Annotated in this window: 17 protein-coding genes and 1 tRNA gene; 6 read left to right on the top strand and 12 right to left on the bottom strand. The window is 59.8% G+C overall.

Annotated features, from left to right (window positions below):
* Positions 1–26: 26 nt before the first annotated feature.
* Positions 27–1,271 carry a digeranylgeranylglycerophospholipid reductase gene (locus NMAG_RS12040; protein ID WP_004215327.1) on the bottom strand — a complete coding sequence of 415 codons (1,245 nt, stop codon included), beginning with the start codon at positions 1,269–1,271 and terminating at the stop codon, positions 27–29.
* A 275-nt stretch (positions 1,272–1,546) separates the two neighbouring features.
* Here NMAG_RS12040 and NMAG_RS12035 point away from each other — a divergent pair, with 275 nt between their 5' ends.
* Positions 1,547–2,326: a DUF7839 domain-containing protein gene (locus tag NMAG_RS12035; RefSeq protein ID WP_004215329.1), complete on the top strand. Its 780-nt coding sequence runs from the start codon at positions 1,547–1,549 to the stop codon at positions 2,324–2,326.
* A gap of 63 nt (positions 2,327–2,389) precedes the next feature.
* On the opposite strand, the gene NMAG_RS12030 is transcribed toward NMAG_RS12035, so the two are convergent.
* From NMAG_RS12030 to NMAG_RS12010, 6 genes are all read right to left on the bottom strand, one after another.
* The gene (locus NMAG_RS12030) at positions 2,390–3,664 is read right to left on the bottom strand and encodes a M48 family metallopeptidase (RefSeq protein WP_004215330.1); all 1,275 of its coding nucleotides are present in this window, start codon (positions 3,662–3,664) and stop codon (positions 2,390–2,392) included.
* A 171-nt stretch (positions 3,665–3,835) separates the two neighbouring features.
* Entirely contained in the window at positions 3,836–4,603 is a 768-nt protein-coding gene (locus NMAG_RS12025) for a proteasome assembly chaperone family protein (protein ID WP_004215331.1), read from the bottom strand.
* Between the two features lie 5 nt (positions 4,604–4,608).
* Positions 4,609–4,791: an RNA-protein complex protein Nop10 gene (locus NMAG_RS20985; RefSeq protein ID WP_004215332.1), complete on the bottom strand. Its 183-nt coding sequence runs from the start codon at positions 4,789–4,791 to the stop codon at positions 4,609–4,611.
* 46 nt (positions 4,792–4,837) lie between these two features.
* Positions 4,838–5,638: a translation initiation factor IF-2 subunit alpha gene (locus tag NMAG_RS12020; protein WP_004215333.1), complete on the bottom strand. Its 801-nt coding sequence runs from the start codon at positions 5,636–5,638 to the stop codon at positions 4,838–4,840.
* Entirely contained in the window at positions 5,635–5,808 is a 174-nt protein-coding gene (locus NMAG_RS12015) for a 30S ribosomal protein S27e (RefSeq protein WP_004215334.1), read from the bottom strand. The genes NMAG_RS12020 and NMAG_RS12015 overlap by 4 nt, the downstream gene beginning before the upstream one ends.
* A 5-nt stretch (positions 5,809–5,813) precedes the next feature.
* Positions 5,814–6,095 (bottom strand): 50S ribosomal protein L44e, encoded by a 282-nt coding sequence (locus tag NMAG_RS12010; RefSeq protein WP_004215335.1) that lies wholly within the window; start codon positions 6,093–6,095, stop codon positions 5,814–5,816.
* Between the two features lie 294 nt (positions 6,096–6,389).
* Between NMAG_RS12010 and NMAG_RS12005 the strand changes: the two genes are divergently transcribed.
* The 4 genes from NMAG_RS12005 (at position 6,390) to NMAG_RS11990 (ending at position 8,358) form a co-directional block, all read left to right on the top strand.
* Positions 6,390–6,656: an HAH_0734 family protein gene (locus NMAG_RS12005; RefSeq protein ID WP_004215336.1), complete on the top strand. Its 267-nt coding sequence runs from the start codon at positions 6,390–6,392 to the stop codon at positions 6,654–6,656.
* 306 nt (positions 6,657–6,962) lie between these two features.
* Positions 6,963–7,415, top strand: a complete 453-nt coding sequence (locus NMAG_RS12000) for a GtrA family protein (protein WP_004215337.1) — start codon at positions 6,963–6,965, stop codon at positions 7,413–7,415.
* Between the two features lie 60 nt (positions 7,416–7,475).
* Positions 7,476–7,550 (top strand) — tRNA-Met (locus NMAG_RS11995).
* Between the two features lie 391 nt (positions 7,551–7,941).
* Positions 7,942–8,358, top strand: coding sequence for a DUF7555 family protein (locus NMAG_RS11990; RefSeq protein ID WP_004215338.1), 417 nt, complete (start codon positions 7,942–7,944; stop codon positions 8,356–8,358).
* A 129-nt stretch (positions 8,359–8,487) separates the two neighbouring features.
* Here the strand turns inward: NMAG_RS11990 and NMAG_RS11985 are convergent, their stop codons facing one another.
* The 5 genes from NMAG_RS11985 to NMAG_RS11965 form a co-directional block, all read right to left on the bottom strand.
* The gene (locus NMAG_RS11985; RefSeq protein ID WP_004215339.1) at positions 8,488–9,852 is read right to left on the bottom strand and encodes an ABC transporter ATP-binding protein; all 1,365 of its coding nucleotides are present in this window, start codon (positions 9,850–9,852) and stop codon (positions 8,488–8,490) included.
* The gene (locus tag NMAG_RS11980) at positions 9,830–10,951 is read right to left on the bottom strand and encodes an ABC transporter ATP-binding protein (RefSeq protein WP_049916248.1); all 1,122 of its coding nucleotides are present in this window, start codon (positions 10,949–10,951) and stop codon (positions 9,830–9,832) included. The genes NMAG_RS11985 and NMAG_RS11980 overlap by 23 nt, the downstream gene beginning before the upstream one ends.
* 209 nt (positions 10,952–11,160) lie before the next feature.
* On the bottom strand, positions 11,161–12,360 hold the full coding sequence (locus tag NMAG_RS11975) for an ABC transporter permease (protein WP_004215341.1): 1,200 nt from the start codon (positions 12,358–12,360) through the stop codon (positions 11,161–11,163).
* Complete coding sequence (locus tag NMAG_RS11970; RefSeq protein WP_004215342.1) at positions 12,360–13,328, bottom strand: ABC transporter permease; 969 nt, start codon at positions 13,326–13,328, stop codon at positions 12,360–12,362. The genes NMAG_RS11975 and NMAG_RS11970 overlap by 1 nt, the downstream gene beginning before the upstream one ends.
* A gap of 103 nt (positions 13,329–13,431) precedes the next feature.
* Positions 13,432–15,255 (bottom strand): ABC transporter substrate-binding protein, encoded by a 1,824-nt coding sequence (locus NMAG_RS11965; RefSeq protein WP_012996684.1) that lies wholly within the window; start codon positions 15,253–15,255, stop codon positions 13,432–13,434.
* A 508-nt stretch (positions 15,256–15,763) separates the two neighbouring features.
* Between NMAG_RS11965 and NMAG_RS11960 the strand changes: the two genes are divergently transcribed.
* On the top strand, positions 15,764–17,542 hold the full coding sequence (locus NMAG_RS11960; protein WP_012996683.1) for an ABC transporter substrate-binding protein: 1,779 nt from the start codon (positions 15,764–15,766) through the stop codon (positions 17,540–17,542).
* The last annotated feature ends 18 nt before the right edge of the window (positions 17,543–17,560 follow it).

Raw genomic sequence — 17,560 nt, 5'->3', positions numbered from 1 at the left:
ATCGACGCGGAAAACGCCGTTCCAGCTTAGAAGCTGGTTCCGAAGCTAAACTCCTGTTTCGCAAAGCGTGCGAGCAGCGACACGTCGCTCGGACCGAACAGTTTCGCAATCGCGCTGACGCTTCCCTGATTTGCCTTCGACAGCGTATCGCCATCGAGTCGGCGCAGATCCTGCATAAACTCGTCGTAGCGCTCGTTGTCGGCGAGATATAGCAGTTTCGTCATCCAGAGACGCTTTTGCATGTTCGGCGCGACTTCGCGGTGCCAGAGCGTGTCGTAGACCTCGAGATTCTCCGCGGACGGCTCGATGTCGCCGTGTTTGAGACAGCTATCAACTGCTGCTGCTGCCATTCGGCCGGACTGCATGCACTTGTTGATCCCCTCGCCCCAGAGCGGATCGACCGTCGGAACCGTGTCACCGATAGCCATGAATCGATCGGTGTGCATCTGCCCTGGCATCTGGATGTGGGCCGAGCCGCGGTGTTGTTTGCCCTCGATCCGCGTCGCGTTCTGGAACCGCGGATCGGTGTCGAGCCAGTGGTCGAGATAGTCGTCGATCGCGAACCCATCGCGTGCGTATCGGTCGTGTCCGTTGTTCTGGATGTAGCAGAGACCGACCTTGGCCGTATCCTCGCCGGTGTGGAAGATCCACGAGTAGCCACCCGGTGCAATGTCGTGATCCAGGCGCAGCATCATCGCGTCGTGGAGATCTGCGAAGCCGGGGCGATCGATGTCGATACCCTCGAACTCGTACTCGATACCGATGGCGTGATTCTCCCGCTTGAGATCACTCACGCCGAGTTTCTTCGCGATCGGTGCTGCTGGCCCCGTCGCATCGATCATCACGTCGCCATACACCTCCTGATCGCCGTTGTAGGTCATCCCAACGATTTCACCGCCCTCCATGATCGGCGCGGTCGCGCGCGAATCGAAGTAGTACTCCGCGCCCGCGTCCTGTCCGTCCTCGGCGAGATAGCGTTTGAAGTCGGCGAACTCGAGTACCGCGCCGGGCTGTTCTTTTACGTAGTGGTCGGTCGGCGACTCGAGGACGACGCTGTCGGTGTACTGCATGACGACGTCGTCTGGAATGCCGAACGAAGCCATCATCGAGGGGAACGTTCCGGCGGTCGATTTGTTGCTCTGGCGCGGGAACTCGTCCTCGGATTCGGTTTCGAGGACGACGACGTCGTATCCGCGCGTCGCGAGGTCACGGGCACATTGGGCACCCGCCGGCCCGGCACCGGCGATCACCACGTCGTAGCGGTCAGTCATACTCGTGTGACTCTCTCGAACCCTAATGAGTTTGTTCAGTCGTCGCTGTGAGCGACCGGACTCGAGTAAGCTCCGCTCCGGGCCCAACAGCGGCTACTTGAAGCTGCTGACTGGTAATCGATAGGTGGGAGAGTTACTTGATGTTTGGTGTCTGATGGGAGTCTCGTGGTCTGATGGGTGTCTCGTGACGGGGCGCGTGCAGTGCAGTGGTGACGCGCCAGTCGCTCGCGCGTCGACCGCGTACCTTTTTGCTCCCCTCGGAACAAAGAGAGCGTATGGTCGACGTCCTCGACAACAAACGGGCCGCGACGCGATTTCGGATCCTCGTACAGATCGCCGAGCGCCAGCCCGCTGTCAGCCAGGGGGAGATCGCCGGGGAAGTCGGCGTGACGAGTCAGGCCGTCAGCGAATACATTCGTGACCTCGTCGACGACGGGCTCGTCGAGAAGGAAGGTCGGTCGCGCTACCGCGTCACCCGCGAGGGCGTCGACTGGCTCTTTCGCGCCGCAGACGACGTGCGTCGCTTCGCCGACCACGTCACCGGCGACGTCCTCGGTGCGATGAGCGAAGACGCCTACATCGCTGCCGATGCTATCGAAGAAGGCGATACGGTCTCACTGACACTCGAGGACGGCCTCCTTCATGCGACCCCGGGCAGCGCGGGTCCCGCAACCGGTATCGCCACCACCGACGCTGAAGCCGGCACCGACGTTGGTGTCACGAGTTTCGAGGGCGTGATGGAGCTCGAACCCGGCTCCGTGACGGTGCTGCAGGTACCGACGGTTCGAACGGGTGGTAGCCGTGCGATCGACGACGAGACGGTTCGCGACGCCTGTGACGACGCGGATATCGTCGTCGCAACGGGTGTCGAAGCGACCGTCGCCTGCCGACAGGCAGACGTCGAACCCGCAGTGACGTTCGCCGTCGGTGAGGTTGCAGCCGACGCTGCCGAGCACGGACTCGAGGTGACTGCCATCGCGACGACGGATGCCGTCGGGCGCGTTACGGATGCGCTTCGGGATGCGGACGTGGCGTACGAGGTACTCGAGGGCTGATACAGGGAGTCGAGCAGAGCACGCAGCGAGATATTCTGCGACTCGTACGTACGTGATCACCACTCAGTCACACCGCCGCCGTTCGAGCATCTGTAATCGCTCGATTCGTGACTCGGTCGTGGGGTGTGTCGGAGGCCGCCACGTCAACACTTGCCGAATTCGATCTCGTATTGGGTCGACAACGGGTTTCACGAGCGGCTCGACGATCCACGACTTCGATTCGCTGTCGTCACCCGCACCCGCACTCGCATTCGCATCCGCATCTACAGCGCCGCGGTCGGAAGACCGCTGTTGATCGAACCCGTTCTCGGACTGTCGGTTGCCAAACTCCGAGACGTTCTCCCGCCACATGTCAAACTGACCGACGAACAGGCGTTCGAACCAACTTTCATCGGCGTCGCCGTCTTCGTCGCCCTCGCCGTCCGCCCAGTCGATCGAGAGCGACTGGGAAACGATTCCGAGCGTTGCGCTCGCGTCGAGTCGTGCGTCCCGTTTCGGACGGTCGCCACCGTCGAGCGTCTCGAGGGCGCTTGCAACTGCGGCCGGATCGCCGACGAGTTGGCTCGCCCCGCGATCGGCGGCGTACTCGCGGGCCTTTGCGAACAGGCCGAGTGTAATGGCGTAGATCCCGAGCAGCAATCGCGCGACGGGGCTCACAACCAGAAAGCCCACTGTAATCGCGACAAACGGCGCGACGAGAACGAACAACAGCATTAGTCCGAAAACGGGGCCCAACCTGATGACGAATACGATCATCGCCACGAGCACCCCTCGAAGCATGCGTTCGCGCTCGAGCAGCCGATCACCGATTGCGACGATCGCGGCGACAGCACTGACGACCGTGAGATCACGGTTCGCGAGGTGGGCGACCTCGTGGGCCAGTGCCGCGTCGAGTTCGGTGTCCCCGAGGGCGTCGAGCAGTCCCGTGGTGACCACGATCGTCGGAGACCGCTGGCTCCCAACGGTTAGACAGTTCGGTTCGGTACAGTCGGCGACGGCGACTGCCGGTTGCGGGACGTCCGCCTGCGTCGCCAGCCGCCGGACCCGTGCGCCGACGTTTCGGGGACCGTCACCGTCGATCGGTTCGGGCTCGAGTCCGGACACAGCCGTCAGCGACCCGTATCGAGCCTGGACAGCGACGAGACCGATTGCACCGACCAGGAGCGCGCCGACGGAGGCCGGGACGCCGAGTTCGACGGACAGAGACCGACCGCTCGCGGACAGGAGCCGGTGAATACTCCAGACGAGTACCGAAAGCACGAGTCCGTTGACTCCGACGACCAGCGCGAACGCAGCGGCGATGCGTCCCTGTAGTCGTCGGTCCGGCGTCAGTGGCATATCGCAACCACGGTCCAGTCTCTAGAAAATGGTTCCGAAACGAAATGATCGGAGAGGTGAAGAGAGGAGAGGAAAGGAGAGTACAGGAGGGGGGAGGATAGGTGAGGAGAATACAGGAGAGAAGAACAGAACAACGACACCCAGCGTCGTTCGACGCGTTTCGGGTCGGAATTAGCCAATATACCGCAAATCGTCGTCCGTCGGTACGTCCATCTGCTGTTGCTGTTCCATCTCCTGAATCTTCCCGATGACGTCTTCCATCTCCCCAGCACGCTCATCGAGCGTCTCGTAATCCAGATCGATCTCGAGTACCTCCTCTAACACCTCGAGCACGGCGCGAGCGCTTTTCGGATCGACGAGATAGCCGCTCGTCTCGCCCATCAGACACGCCACCTCGAACTCGCGACGCGCGCCGAGGCCGAGCAGTAGACCCGAGACACCGACGATACCGCCCGCCGGCTCGTCCTCTCTGAACTCGACGCCGGACTCCTCGAGATTCTCGCGCATCGACTCCGCTGTCATGGCACCTACGACGGCGTACTCGTCGATGAGCTCGCCCGTGGGAATACCGCCGAGTGCGAACGCCTCAGACGCGCCGAACTCCTCGGCGATGTCGAGGAACGCACTCGTCAGCACGTAGTGGCCATCGTTCGTCTGCGCTTGATGATCGCCGGTCAGCAAGAGCAGGTCACGTCCTTCCGGCGGGGATACCGCGTAGATTTCGGCACAGGTGAGTTCCGAGACGCCGTCTTCGACAGTCACCTGTGGCGGGAACTCGCGGGAGTACACCCGTCGAACGAGCGTACTCTCGCCTTCGAGTTCCTCCAGCAGGTGGTCGACGGCGAGTTTCCCAACGTGTCCGACACCCGGCAGCCCCTCGACGAGTACGGGGTCGTCCAGTTCGAGTTCGGCGACCGCGTCGATGTCGAGTTCGTCCATATACCCTAGCAGCGATGGCGACGTTTAAGAGCGCGTCGGTACTCGCCGTAGGGATCTTCGGGATCGAAGGGTGCCGGGGCGCTGTTTTCGGTGGTAGCGCCACAGTCCGGACACGTCGCAGAAAGGGTATATCGCGGGCGGTCGTGTCGCTCGCGCCACTCCGAACACACCCGGATATCAGATTTCATTGGTAGTGATGGCTGTTGTCTGTGAAACGGGAACCGTTTCAGTCGGCTACTCCTCGTCAGTCCGTCGCTCGCGGTGGTACTCGCCGTCGCCACCGTGGCCCTGGATTGCAGCGATTGCGCGGTCGGCGCTCTCCTCGAGTTGGGCCTCGGCAGTCTTGTAGTTCGGTGCCTGCACTCGGATCCGGTACTCGGGTGCGCCGACGTAGGTCACTTCGAGGTCGACTTCTTCCGGCACCTCGCCGTTCCCTTCGGCGGCCTCGAGTGCCTCACGAATGCCGTCGACACCGGTTGCCGACGGGTTCTCGAGGTCGACGTAGCCGGTGACGTTGACGTACGGCACCGAGACGTTCTCGCGAGCGGTTTCGACGAGTGAGTCGATCTCCTCGTCCGTGAGTTCGGTGTCGTCGAGTGCTTCGCGGCCGTGGATCGCAGCCTGCTTGAAGCCTTCATAGAGGCTGCCGTGTGCGCCGATAAGCTCGTTTGCGATGGCGGTGAACTCTTCGTCACCCACATCGTCGCCGGTCGCCAGATCCATCCAGTTGTCGGCCTTCTGCTCGTTTTTCCACTGCTGGATCTTCTCCGAGCGCTGGTGGTCGTTGACGTCCTTGAGCGAGAGGTCGATCTGCTGGGACTCCTTGTCGACATCTAGGACCTTGCAGACGGCGATCTGGCCCTCTCGGACGTGGTCACGGACGTTCTTGATCCATCCGCTGGCGACCTCGGAGATGTGGATCAGGCCGCGCTTGTCCTCGTACTCCTCGAGATCGACGAAGACTCCGAAGTCTTCGATCTCGTCGATCTTGCCGACGACGAGTTCGCCGGGGTCGGGCCAGCCGCTGTACTTCATCGTGACTCGACTGTTTCGACGATTTCGTGTTCAATCTCGGCTTTGCCACCGGTCGGTCGCGCAAGCGTCGTGCCACAGACGGCACAGGCGACTTCCGTGGAGGCCTTGCCGAAGACGGTCTGTTCGTTCTCGCAGTCACTGCATCGGACGCTGTAGAAATTTCCTGCCATGTGAATCACTCCTGGAACTCGAGTCGGCCGGCACGCCATCCCTCGCGGAGGTGGGCCTTGCCACACTCGCTGCAGCGGTACTTGAGGTCGGTCTTCTTGGTTGGCTTCTCGCCACCGGGGACCTTCGAGAAGCGACCGGAGTTACCGATGGACGCAGTGTTGCGCCGCGTTCGGCGAGCGTCCCACTTCATCCCGGAGGAACGTCCCGATCGAGATTTCTCGACTTCGTGTTCGTGATGTTCGTTGCAGTGCGGACAGTACGTATTGAATCGGCGTGGCATCTGCATGGTTATCTCACTTGACGTGGGCTAAGACAGCGCTGTTTAAAACCCGTTTGGTTCGTCGTCGACCGCGAAGGGGCGAGGGCGCCCTTCACGCGGGCGCGCGTTTCGTTGTGTGTCGTATCCATACGACACAACGTGTGTTGTGTCCACAATCGTATACCGCAGATAATGAGAAGGAGAGTGGCTTGGAGTGGCTACTATAGTAGCAGTTGTTACTATATAACCCGTCTGTAGAAACCCGGCCAATAGCCGCAGGTGTTCGAAGCGTTTAATCCGCTCTCCTGAGAACTGTGCCGTATGAAGCAGCTCATCATCCACGGGGACCCCGGCATTCGGAAAGGGGCGATCATCGAGCACGACGGTGAGGAGCTGGTCTGTTTCGGAATCAACCGCAACGGCGAGTGGCACGGTCCCGAAACGGTCCAGCTGTGGTGTACCGTCGGTGCCGAATCGGAGTACAAGGACTTCGAGCATCAGAACTACATCCCACACTTTCTGGACGTCGAGCGCGTCGACGCCAGTGCCGTCGAGGTCGTTCGGCCGCAAGGCGACCTCGCAGTCTAGCGGGCGAACAGTCTAGCAGGCCGAAGACACACTCCGCACTCGCCGTGTTGACTCTTCCGTCACTTTTTCCACCCGTTCCAGGCCGCATCCGCTCTCCTGCGAGAGAGAGAGAGAGAGCTGACCGGTAGGCACGGAGTACGACCCATACTGTGACAGTCACCGACCGCGACAGTCATCGTACCGGCGTGAATACGCACATCCCATCACCACCACCGCATCGACAGACACTATCACAAGAGGCAAACCGCCACCCCTGTCAGTGATGGATAGTGTCGACAGCGGACTCGAGTACCTCACACGTTCCAGATGACTGACTCACTCATCGACGCCATTCGAACGCGGGTTCACGCATTGCTTTCGACGAGTCGGTTTAGCCAGTTTGCGAGCGTTGGACTCGTTGGGGCGACGGTCGACAATGCCGGTCTGATTACGCTGGTCGAGTTGACCGGTCTGGATCCGGTGATTGCGAAGGTGATCTCCTGGGAGCTGTCGATTATAGTGATTTTTCTCCTGAACGAGTACTGGACGTTTGCCGGGCACGGGAAGAGGAGTGTTTCAGCGTTCGGGCGGCGATTCCTGCGCTCGAACGCGGTCAGGTTTGGCGGGTTCCTGGTAACGCTAACGGTGCTTGCGGTGCTGGTGAACTGGTACGACGTCAACTACGTACTGGCAAACGTCATCGGAATCGGGATTGGATTCTTCGTGAACTACACCTGTGAGAGTCTCTACACGTGGAAAGTGCATCGGGACGGACGGTAGAAACCCGCATACGGCACCCGAATCACAACCCTTAACTAGCACACCGGGTTACGATATGGTAGCGGGATGGGATAGCCAGGAGATTCCGGCGGGCTCATAACCCGCAGACCGGTAGTTCAAATCTACCTCCCGCTACTTTTCAGGGATTCAACAACGAACGACGAACAGTGTGAGGAGTGAGTCTGAATCCCTGTGAATACAACGAGTAGATTTGAGGTAGGCCACGAGCGACCGCAGGGAGCGAAGTGGACGTGGTTCAAATCTACCTCCCGCTATGTTTTGGCGCGAACAAATTCGTGAGCGTCATCCATCGCATGTGGTTGGTAGAGGCCACGAGCGAGCGTCGGAACCGGAGTGGACATGGTTCAGACCTACCTCCCGATACGTTTCAGATATTCACTACCGAGCGACGAGCAAGGTGAGTAGATAGCGACGCAGACTCACTGCCTGTTTGCACGTCCGTTCTCGATCGGACCTGGACGCACAAACCGGACGCTAGAAGTACCCACCCTGCAGAGACACTGCCATGACACAGGAGTCCCGTCGGCTCCTTCGCACCGCCGACGCGTTGGTCTACGCAGCACTCGTCACCGGTGTCGCCGTCGTCATTGGCATCGGTGTCTCACTGGTCCGCGGCGGTGGCTGGACAACGGTCCGCGAAGCCACGTTCGTCCTCGGCGTCCTCCTCGTCACGATCGGGACGATTCTCACCCGGCCCGGCGTCCAGCCGCGTGCCAAACGCAAACCGACCGACGAGGAGACGAAAGCACAGGCACAACTCGAGTCCGGTGCAGAAACACCGACGGCACACCAGGAACGGCTGGCGGCATTGCTGAACTGTTCGACCCCATTGACGGAGTCCGAGCGCCTGTCTCGTGGCGTTCGGTTTTTGCTTGCGGGGGGGCTGGTGCTCGTTGTGACGTTTGTGACGGAGTACTGGTGACTGGAACTGCCAACTGCCAACTGCCAACTGGCAGCTAACAGTCCTGACACACCCCGCAATGGTGACCTTCTGAAGCCCAGAAAAATCCGCGCGGGCTCACCGAACGGAAACGGGAGAGCAGCCCGGCGATCAGTCTGATCGAACCGTTTGTTCGACTTCTGACGGTGGCAGTTCGTTCTCGATACGCAGACAGGAGGCTGTCTGACCGGACTCCGTGTCCTCGAGTACCGGCGACTGGGTCTCACAGGGAGTGGCGAACTCGGCTGCGAGATACTCACGGGCGGCCTCGTCGTTACCCGTAACGATCTCTTCGATCGCCTCCTCGAGAACGGACTCTGCCTGTGGATCCGAAAGCGGCTTCGGAATGTCGAACTCCTCGCGCACTCGAACCCTGGTTTTAGCGGTGGGAATCTCCGCGGTCGTTTCGTAGCTATCCGTCTCGGTGAGGATCATGTCGCGAATCGCCTCAACGTCGATAGAGCCACTGTCGAGTTTCTGCCGGAGATCCATGACGCGCCGCCAGACCGACTGTTCGAACTCGTAGCCCTCGGGCTGAATAACCTCTGGACACCGGGTGTGGAAGCGACAGCCCGACGGTGGATTCGACGGACTCGGCACGTCACCGGTGAGTTCGACGCCCATCCCGCGATCCGTCGGATCGGCAGTCGGAATCGAAGCAAGCAGCGCCCGCGTATATGGATGCTGGGGATTCGCGAAGACCTCGTCCGTCCGTCCGAGCTCGACGATTTCACCGAGGTACATCACGGCGACGCGGTCGCAGATCTGGCGGATAACGGCCAGATTGTGGCTGATGATCAGGATACTGAGTCCAAACTTCTCCTGCAAGTCGTTCATCAGTGCCAGGATCTCAGACTGGATCGAGACGTCGAGCGCCGAGACCGGTTCGTCCGCGATGATCATGTCGGGATTCATCGAGAGCGCCCGCGCAAGTCCGACGCGCTGTTTCTGCCCGCCACTGAGTTCGTGTGGATAGCGGTCGGCATCCGAGGCAGAGAGACCGACTCGTTCGAGCAAGTCGGCGATGATCTCGCGCCGGCGAGCGGTGTCGGTCAGTCCCTGCACGGTCAGCGGCTCGGCAATCGCATCGCCGATACTCATGCGGGGGTCGAAACTCGACTCCGGATCCTGGAAGATCATCTGCACCCGACGCCTGAACGCTTTCATCTCCTCCCGGTCATACTCGGTGATGTCCTCGCCGTCGAACAGCACTGACCCGTCAGTCGGCTCCTCGAGTCGGATCAGTGAACTCGCAGCGGTCGACTTCCCACAGCCACTCTCGCCGACGATACCGACTGTTTCGCCGGGATAGACATCGAAATCGATCCCGTCGACGGCACGAACACGACCGACTTCCTTCGAGAGGATGCCTTCCGTAATCGGGTAGTGTTTCTTCAGGTTTCGCACCGAGAGCAGCGGTTCGCCGGTGCGGCGGTGCTGATCGGTCCGCCGGTCACTCATGATGATCACCTCCATTCGTTTGCACCGTCCCTCCGTCTGTCCGACCAGTTCGCCGTTCGCTGTGGCCATCCGCAGTGTCAGTCGTGACCGACTCGAGTACCGACGGATCGTCGGCGGTCTGGTAGTGGACACACGAGACCTCGTGTCCGTCGCCTGCAGCAGACTCGAACGCCGGCTGGTCCCCGGTTCGACACTCCTCGATTGCGTACGGACACCGCTCTGCGAACCGACAGCCCTCGGGTGGATCGATCGGGTCCGGGAGCGAGCCGGGGATACCCCCCAGCGAGCCATGACCCGGCAGGCACTCGAGTAGTGCCTTCGTGTAGGGATGAGACGGAGAGTCGAAGACGTCGTAGACGCTGCCGCGTTCCATCACCTTGCCAGCGTACATGACGACGACGCGGTCTGCGATTTCGGCGACGACGCCGAGGTCGTGGGTGATGAAGATAATCCCCATCTCGAACTCCTCCTGCAGGTCGCGCAGGAGTCTGAGAATCTGTGCCTGGATGGTCACGTCGAGCGCGGTCGTCGGCTCGTCGGCGATGAGCAGGTCTGGCTGGCACGCAAGCGCCATTGCGATCATCACGCGCTGTTTCATGCCGCCGGAGAGCTCGTGTGGATAGTCGTCGAGTCGGGCGCTGGCTTCCGGAATGCCGACGCGGCTGAGGAGGTCGACAGCTTCCTCGCGGGCGCCGTCCTTATCGATGTCGCGGTGGAGCTGAATTGCCTCCACGAGCTGCCAGCCAACGGTGTAGACCGGATTGAGCGCACCCTGTGGGTTCTGGAAGATGTGGCTGATCCGTGCGCCGCGGATGTCGGCAAGTTCGTCTTCGGACCGTGCGGCCAGGTCGTCACCATCGAAGATGACGGAGCCATCTGCAATCGATCCGGGTGGGCTCTTGAACAGTTGCGTGATCGATTCACTCGTCACCGTCTTTCCGGAGCCGCTTTCGCCGACGATGCAAACAGTTTCGCCGCGGTGGACGGTGAAGTCGACACCGTCGACCGCCTGTACCTGTCCGTCGTCGGTGTCGAACACGGTTCGCAAGTTTTCGACGGTGAGCAGCGGATCGCCTCGTTCGATGTCTCTATGGGTGTTCGTGGCGGTTTCCATGGTCGGTTCGTCGGTTGCAGCCGCGTGGTCCGTTGTGGTCGTGTTTTCGTTCGAAGTCACTGTGGTCGTCGCGTTCGCCGAATCGGATTGTTCGTCCTCATCCTCGTGTTCGTGTTTGTGTTCGTGTCCGTGTCCGCGTTCGTCTTGGTTCTCTTCACCATCGCGATTCCGGTCAGGACTCGGCGACGACGGCGGTGTTGGTGCCGGCGTCATTCGCTGCTCCCCTCCGAGCGTGGGTCGAGTGCGTCACGAAGCGCGTCGCCGATGAAGTTGAACGCGAGGATCGTGAAGAACAGGAAAATCCCCGGAATCGTCGAGATCCACCAGGCGTACTGCAGGTCGTCACGTCCGGACGCGATGACTTCACCCCACGATGGGACTGTCGGATCACCGAGGCCGAGGAACGCCAGGCTCGCCTCAAAGAGGATAAGCCCGGGAATCAACAGCGTCACCGCGGTGATGACGCTGTTCGAAACGTTCGGCAGGAGGTGACGACGCATCGTCCAGTAACTGCTCGCGCCTGCATTCTTCGCAGCGAGTACGTACTCCTCTTCGCGGCGCTGGAGTGCCTCACTGCGAACGATACGGGCAATGCCACCCCAGCCAAGCAGACCGAAGATCACGATCATGCTGAAGAGGCTTCCACCGTAGAGGTAGACGACCATCAGGTACAGGAAGAACGTCGGGAACGTGATCTGGATGTCGACGTAGCGCATGAGCACGGCGTCGATCCAGCCGCCAAAGTAGGCGGCACTCACGCCGACGATCGCTGCGATCGTGATCGTGATCATCGCGGCAATCAGGCCGACCTGCATACTGACTTCCATCCCGTAGATAACCGAAACGAGGATGTCTTTCCCCTCGTGGGTCGTCCCAAACGGATGATCCCAGGTACCATGACAGTATCCACCCGAGACCTCACCGGCACACTCGACCGGCATCCACTCTTCGACCGACATGAACACCGGCGGCTGGTAGGCGTTACTCGGATCGACGGTCGGTCGATCGAGGAAACGCGGCCCGATCGAACCGATGACGAAGATGATCCCCAGGTAGACGAGGCTGATAACGGCAGCCTTGTTCTTGCGGAACTGCCGCCAGTAATACTTCGTCATGCGCTTGTTCTCGTACAGCGGCACGACGACGAAACACAGAATCGACAGCAGAGTCAGGATGTACAGCCAGTCGAGTGCCTGCAGGTTGATGCCGACTGTTGCAATCGTCTCCGTCCCCGGCGTCTTGATGACGTAGTCGTAGATGACACCGGCAGCAAACACGAGGTAGATACTCGCGATGGCGACCATCTTGACCGACCACGACCGCCGTTCGCTGTCGACCTGTTCCCAGTCGACGTCTTCGAACGTTTCACCGGCTGCGCTCGTACCACGGGAATCGTTGTCGACGGCCATTAGGCATCACCGTAGTCGATTCGTGGATCGAGCACCGTGTAGGCGATGTCCTGTGCCAGGTTTCCGATAATCGTCAGGAACGCCGGCAACAGGACTGTCCCCATCACCAGCGGTGTATCCTGATTGATAATCGCCCGGAAGCTGAGCGTCCCCAGTCCCGGAATCCCGTAGACCACTTCGATCAGGTACGACGAAACCAGGATAATCCCCAGCAGATCGCCGACCAGAATCGTCGCAAGCGGCACGGATGCAGGACGGAAGATGTGGTGAGATAGGATCCGTCGTCCCTTCACACCCTTCGCCTTCGCTGTTTTGACGAACTCCGCCTCGACGTACTCGAGTGCCTCTGCACGTGAGTAGCGCATCAGGCTTGCAATCGAACTCAGTGTGAGCACGATGACGGGGAGTATCAGCTGTTGTGCGTTCTCTAACGAGAAGATAGCGACACTCGTGTCGAACAAGATGGGAACCCAGCCGAGCACCACCCCGAAGATCACGAGCAGGATGATCGCGAACCAGAAGTCCGGAATGCTCAGTCCGAAGAAGGCGAAGAACGTCGCGGCGTAGTCACTCCGGGTGTACTGGTTCGTCGCGGAGTACAGCCCGATTCCGATGCCGAGGATCGTCGAGATAATGATCGAGGGGACCCCGTACATCATCGAGTAGGGTATTGCGTCGGCTATCGCTGTTGTGACGGGCTGTGAACGGGTCTCAGACCATCCCCAGTCGAGTGAGAGCATATTCCCCATGAAGTCGACGTACTGGACGTGGACTGGTTGGTCGTACCCGTAGTAGCTCTCGTATGCGTCTCCGATCTCTTCTGGATCTTCACCGGCCTGTGCGGCCTGGAACTGCATTTCTGCAAGCTGCGTATCCGGCGTAAAGTACAGGAGCATAAACGTCAGCGTCAGGATGATCAGTGACGCGACGACTGCCCAGGCAACTCGACGCAGAATGTAGGTTGTCATGCTCACGCGCCATCACCACTGCATTCCAATAAGAGTATGAAACATAGCAACACGTTTGAATCTCTGTCTGGTGTTGATTTCGAGTCGATTCGGTGGTCGTCGATCAGGCCTCGTCGAACGCCCAGGTGTGGCGGTCCCACGCCTGACCGAACTCCTCTTCTGGCCCATCGACGTAGCCCTGATAGCCGATGATGTCGTCGCTCATGGCGACGAAGTTAACCGGCTGGTCCTCGCTCAGGATACCGAAGATTTCCGCGAGCGTCTCTTCGCGCTCTTGCCGATCTGCGCTTGTCCGGACGGTACTGAACAGCGAGTCCATGTCGGCGTCAGGGACGTAGCCGAAGTAGTTCGTCGGCGCCTGCTCGGACCAGAACGCGTCCGTTGCCGCCGGCGTCCGCGGGTAGGTGTTGAAGTTGATGCCGTACATCAGGTCCCAGTCCTCCGCACTCGCGGAGTTGTCACGCGGACCGTCGTTGTTTGGTCCGCCCGTCCATGGCTGATCGTCTTCGTCGCCCTGCCAGGAGTTCTGGACGTAGTTCGGGATCATCTGGTCGAACGTCACGGAGTCGAACTCGACCTCAATGCCGAGTTCGCCCAGTTCGTCGCCCATAAACTCGGCCGTGGTTGCCGTCGTTTCGGTCCCACGCGAGTAGACCATCGTCAGCGTGACCTGTTCGCCGTCCGGTCCGAGGAGCGTTCCGTCGCTGTCGTAGCCGTACTCCGAGCTCAGGTTTTCTTCGAGAAGGTCTCGGGCGGCGTCTGGGTCGTAGCTGTCTCCCTCACCAAACTCGGTCACTTCGGATTCGTCGTACCACTCGGACCACTGTGGCTGGAACGTGTGTGCGACTTCGGCGTAGCCACGGAGGATGTTCTCCGAAATCTCGACCTTGTCGATCGCCATCGAGAGTGCCTGGCGGACTTCGCGCGTGCGAAGCTCTTCCCAGCCGTTCATCCGCTGGTTGTACGCCATGATCGTCAGGTACGGATACGGTACCTCCATGACGTCGATGTCCGGTCGACCCTCGAACTGCTCGACGCGAGTCGATGGAATATTGGTCTCCTCGATCTCACCCTGACCGAGAGCGTTCATCCGCGTACTGTCCTCGTCGATTGCCTGATAGGAGAACTCCTCGAAGGTCGGTGCGTTCTGCCAGGCTTCCACCTGCTCGTCGCTGATGTAGTCCGGGAAGTCATCAGCGTCGAGTTCGTTCATGTAGTACTCGTCGTTTTTCACAGCAACGAACTCGGAGTCGCGGTCCCAGCGTTCGAAGGTATAGGGCCCCAGGTTTCCACCGTAGGCCAGTTCCTGCACTTCCTGGTCCTGGTCGAGACCCTCACCGTCTTGCTCGTCGACGTACGGTTCGAGGAGCCCCTGTGGCATACAGTACGATCCCCAGAGGTCCGGCTCGAACGGCCAGTCGGCGTTCGGGCTCTCGAGTTCGATCTGGAACTCGAGTTCCCCGGTTTCTTCGACGTGGGTGCCGGCCCAGTTGCCGGCTGCTTCGGAGAGTGCCCAGTTGTCCTCACCCTGATGGATTTCCTGAATCATGTACACCCAGTCAGAGGCGGTCATCTGTCCGTAGTCACCGCCCCACTGGAGGTTATCGCGAAGGGTTGCGACGTACACCTGTGCGTCGCCAGTGTCCTCGACGTCCATCCACAGTGGGAAAATTTGGTCGTCGGTTGTAACCGTGTACGCGCTGTCCATCACCAGCGCGAGTCGGTTGTTCGTGTTGTCGTCGGACACCTGAATGAAGTTCATCGATTCGGCGTCCGTTCCGTCGGCGATAGTGTACGTGTCACCGGTCTCGTCGGTTTCCTCACTATCGAGACATCCAGCAGCCCCAATCACACCCGCCGCAGTAAGTCCTTGGAGGACACGGCGTCGATTGATACCAGGTCGGTATCGATTGTTATTCTCCACCATGCAATCACGGTGTTAGCACAGGTATAAATATGTTGTTGTTTTTCAGTCAACAAAGCATTACCAGGCCGGAGGCGGGCTGTTGATACTCGATGTCTGTCCTGTAATACTAATATACCTGGAACATGCGTCGTACGACACGCGAGCAAACTGCTATAAACATACAATTTGTTGTGTTTATGCCTAACGAGACGGTTAGTCATTTATATGAGAAATAGTCTGAGCAACCCGGTAGTATCACCGAGACCTTCCCGGGACTCGATTGCTCAGGAGGAGGTAGTTAAACAGTGTTTAATTGTAACGACTGATGATAGTGATATGGAACCAACACTATATAAACGTAGTCATCCAGTAACGGGGCCAGAAACGCACGTGACCGATTGTAGATTTTCGTGATTATCTACGAGTATTGTCCACATAAGGCACACAATAGGTTATTGTGTTTACGTAATGGTAGCACACCGGATCCAAAACAAAAATTTATGGGACCTGAGCATCTCGTCTCACTCGAATGGCGAATGAAATAGATCAGTCTCGGCGGACGTTCCTGAAGACTGCCGGGGCAGGTGCTGCGGTGGCAACGTTTGCTGGGTGCATTACCGACGAGGATCCCTCCGACGACGGGAGCGGTGACGAAGGAATTCTGAACCGGATCAACTCGACGATGACGTCGCTCGATCCGATTCAGTCGACCGATACGGCCTCGGGTGAGGTCATCAACCAGATTTACGAGGGGCTGACCTACTTCCCGAACGGTGGGGCAGAGGTCGAAAACCTTCTCGCCGAGGAAGTCGAAATCTCCGACGACCTGCTGACGTACACGTTCACGCTGAAAGAAGCTGAGTACCACGACGGAAGCGAACTGACCGCGGACGACTTCGTGTACGCGTTCCGCCGACTCGCTGAATCCGAGAACAGTGAGCGCGCGAACTTTATCCTCGGCGATATCTTCCTCGCAATCGAACACGAGACGGACGACGATGGTGCAGTCGTTCCAGAGTCGATTGGGGCCGAAGCAATCGACGACCGAACGTTCGAGATTACGCTCCGTTCGGCGAACCCGAACGCGCTCGACCTGCTGTCGTACGACTCCTTCTCCGCGATTCCAGAGGGAATCGTCGGCGACATCGAGGGCTACGACGGCGACTACGACCAGAGCGAACTCTCGAGCGAGGTTGCGATCGGTACCGGTCCGTTCGAGTTCGACAACTGGGACCCAGACGCAGAAGCCGAAGTCTCCACGTTCGACGATTACCACGGCAGCGTGGCGAACATCGACGGTGTCCACTGGCAGATTCTCGAAGACGACACTGCACACTTCACCTACGCGATGGACCGCAGTGCCGACGTTTTCAGTATTCCAACCGCAGACTACGATCAGTCACTGATCGACGCAGAAACGGACGACGAAGGGCGTGAAGTCGGTGAGTACGGTCCCGTCGAAAACGGCGACATGCTCGACTACGTCGGCGTTCCACAGCTGTCGACCTACTACTTCGCGTTCAACGCACCGTCTGTCCCAGTCGAGATTCGACAGGCAATCGCATACGTTCTCGACCGTGAGGCCCTCGTCCAGGACATCTTCGAGGGGCGTGGCGAAGAGGCAGTGACGTTCACGCCGCCAGGTGCGTTCCCAGGCGGTCCAGAGCGCCGCGATGAGTTTATCGAGGACTACCCGTACGAACTGTTCGAGTCGGACCGTGACGCCGCACGTGAACTCATCGAGGAGGCTGGCTACGATGACGACGATCCGTACGAGCTCACGCTGACAACCTACGAGGACGAGGTCTTCCAGGAAGCCGGTCGGGACCTCCGTGACAGGCTCTCCGGACTCGGTGTCGACCTCCAGCTCGAGGAAACCCCGTTCGCGACGCTGCAGGAACAGGGAGAGAACGGCAACCTTGAGTTCTACTCGCTCGGCTGGACGTGGAGCTGGCCAGCAGCAGACTACGGGATGTTCGGCTTCGAGCCGGAGAACACCGACACCTCGCGTATGCCTGGCGATGCGAGTGGCTACTACCTCGACTGGCACGAAGAGGACTCCGACGCGTCGGCAATGGCCCAGGAAGCCTGGGAAACTGTCGAAGCGAATCCTGAGCCCGAGGAAGGACAGGAAGCACGCAACGAGGCGTACATCGACATGGAGCAGGCAATCTGGGACGACGCGATCATGCTCCCACTGTACCACGAGATTGCCGAGCAGTTCAACTACCAGCACGTCGACATCGAGCCGTTCGGAACGATGGGCGACTACCTGCAGCGGTACAACCACGTCACGCTAGACGAATAACGTCGGTCTGAGGCGGAG

This window comes from Natrialba magadii ATCC 43099, assembly GCF_000025625.1.
GTDB lineage: Archaea > Halobacteriota > Halobacteria > Halobacteriales > Natrialbaceae > Natrialba > Natrialba magadii.
The sequence above is the reverse complement of the archived record's forward strand: the minus strand, read 5'-3'. Positions and strand labels throughout refer to the sequence as shown.

Bases quoted from the DNA above. Each gene is read 5' to 3' on its own strand.
- NMAG_RS12040 (WP_004215327.1), bottom strand. From the start codon at position 1,271: ATGACTGACCGCTACGACGTGGTGATCGCCGGTGCCGGGCCGGCGGGT.
- NMAG_RS12035 (WP_004215329.1), top strand. From the start codon at position 1,547: ATGGTCGACGTCCTCGACAACAAACGGGCCGCGACGCGATTTCGGATC.
- NMAG_RS12030 (WP_004215330.1), bottom strand. From the start codon at position 3,664: ATGCCACTGACGCCGGACCGACGACTACAGGGACGCATCGCCGCTGCG.
- NMAG_RS12025 (WP_004215331.1), bottom strand. From the start codon at position 4,603: ATGGACGAACTCGACATCGACGCGGTCGCCGAACTCGAACTGGACGAC.
- NMAG_RS20985 (WP_004215332.1), bottom strand. From the start codon at position 4,791: ATGAAATCTGATATCCGGGTGTGTTCGGAGTGGCGCGAGCGACACGAC.
- NMAG_RS12020 (WP_004215333.1), bottom strand. From the start codon at position 5,638: ATGAAGTACAGCGGCTGGCCCGACCCCGGCGAACTCGTCGTCGGCAAG.
- NMAG_RS12015 (WP_004215334.1), bottom strand. From the start codon at position 5,808: ATGGCAGGAAATTTCTACAGCGTCCGATGCAGTGACTGCGAGAACGAA.
- NMAG_RS12010 (WP_004215335.1), bottom strand. From the start codon at position 6,095: ATGCAGATGCCACGCCGATTCAATACGTACTGTCCGCACTGCAACGAA.
- NMAG_RS12005 (WP_004215336.1), top strand. From the start codon at position 6,390: ATGAAGCAGCTCATCATCCACGGGGACCCCGGCATTCGGAAAGGGGCG.
- NMAG_RS12000 (WP_004215337.1), top strand. From the start codon at position 6,963: ATGACTGACTCACTCATCGACGCCATTCGAACGCGGGTTCACGCATTG.
- NMAG_RS11990 (WP_004215338.1), top strand. From the start codon at position 7,942: ATGACACAGGAGTCCCGTCGGCTCCTTCGCACCGCCGACGCGTTGGTC.
- NMAG_RS11985 (WP_004215339.1), bottom strand. From the start codon at position 9,852: ATGGAGGTGATCATCATGAGTGACCGGCGGACCGATCAGCACCGCCGC.
- NMAG_RS11980 (WP_049916248.1), bottom strand. From the start codon at position 10,951: ATGGAAACCGCCACGAACACCCATAGAGACATCGAACGAGGCGATCCG.
- NMAG_RS11975 (WP_004215341.1), bottom strand. From the start codon at position 12,360: ATGGCCGTCGACAACGATTCCCGTGGTACGAGCGCAGCCGGTGAAACG.
- NMAG_RS11970 (WP_004215342.1), bottom strand. From the start codon at position 13,328: ATGACAACCTACATTCTGCGTCGAGTTGCCTGGGCAGTCGTCGCGTCA.
- NMAG_RS11965 (WP_012996684.1), bottom strand. From the start codon at position 15,255: ATGGTGGAGAATAACAATCGATACCGACCTGGTATCAATCGACGCCGT.
- NMAG_RS11960 (WP_012996683.1), top strand. From the start codon at position 15,764: ATGGCGAATGAAATAGATCAGTCTCGGCGGACGTTCCTGAAGACTGCC.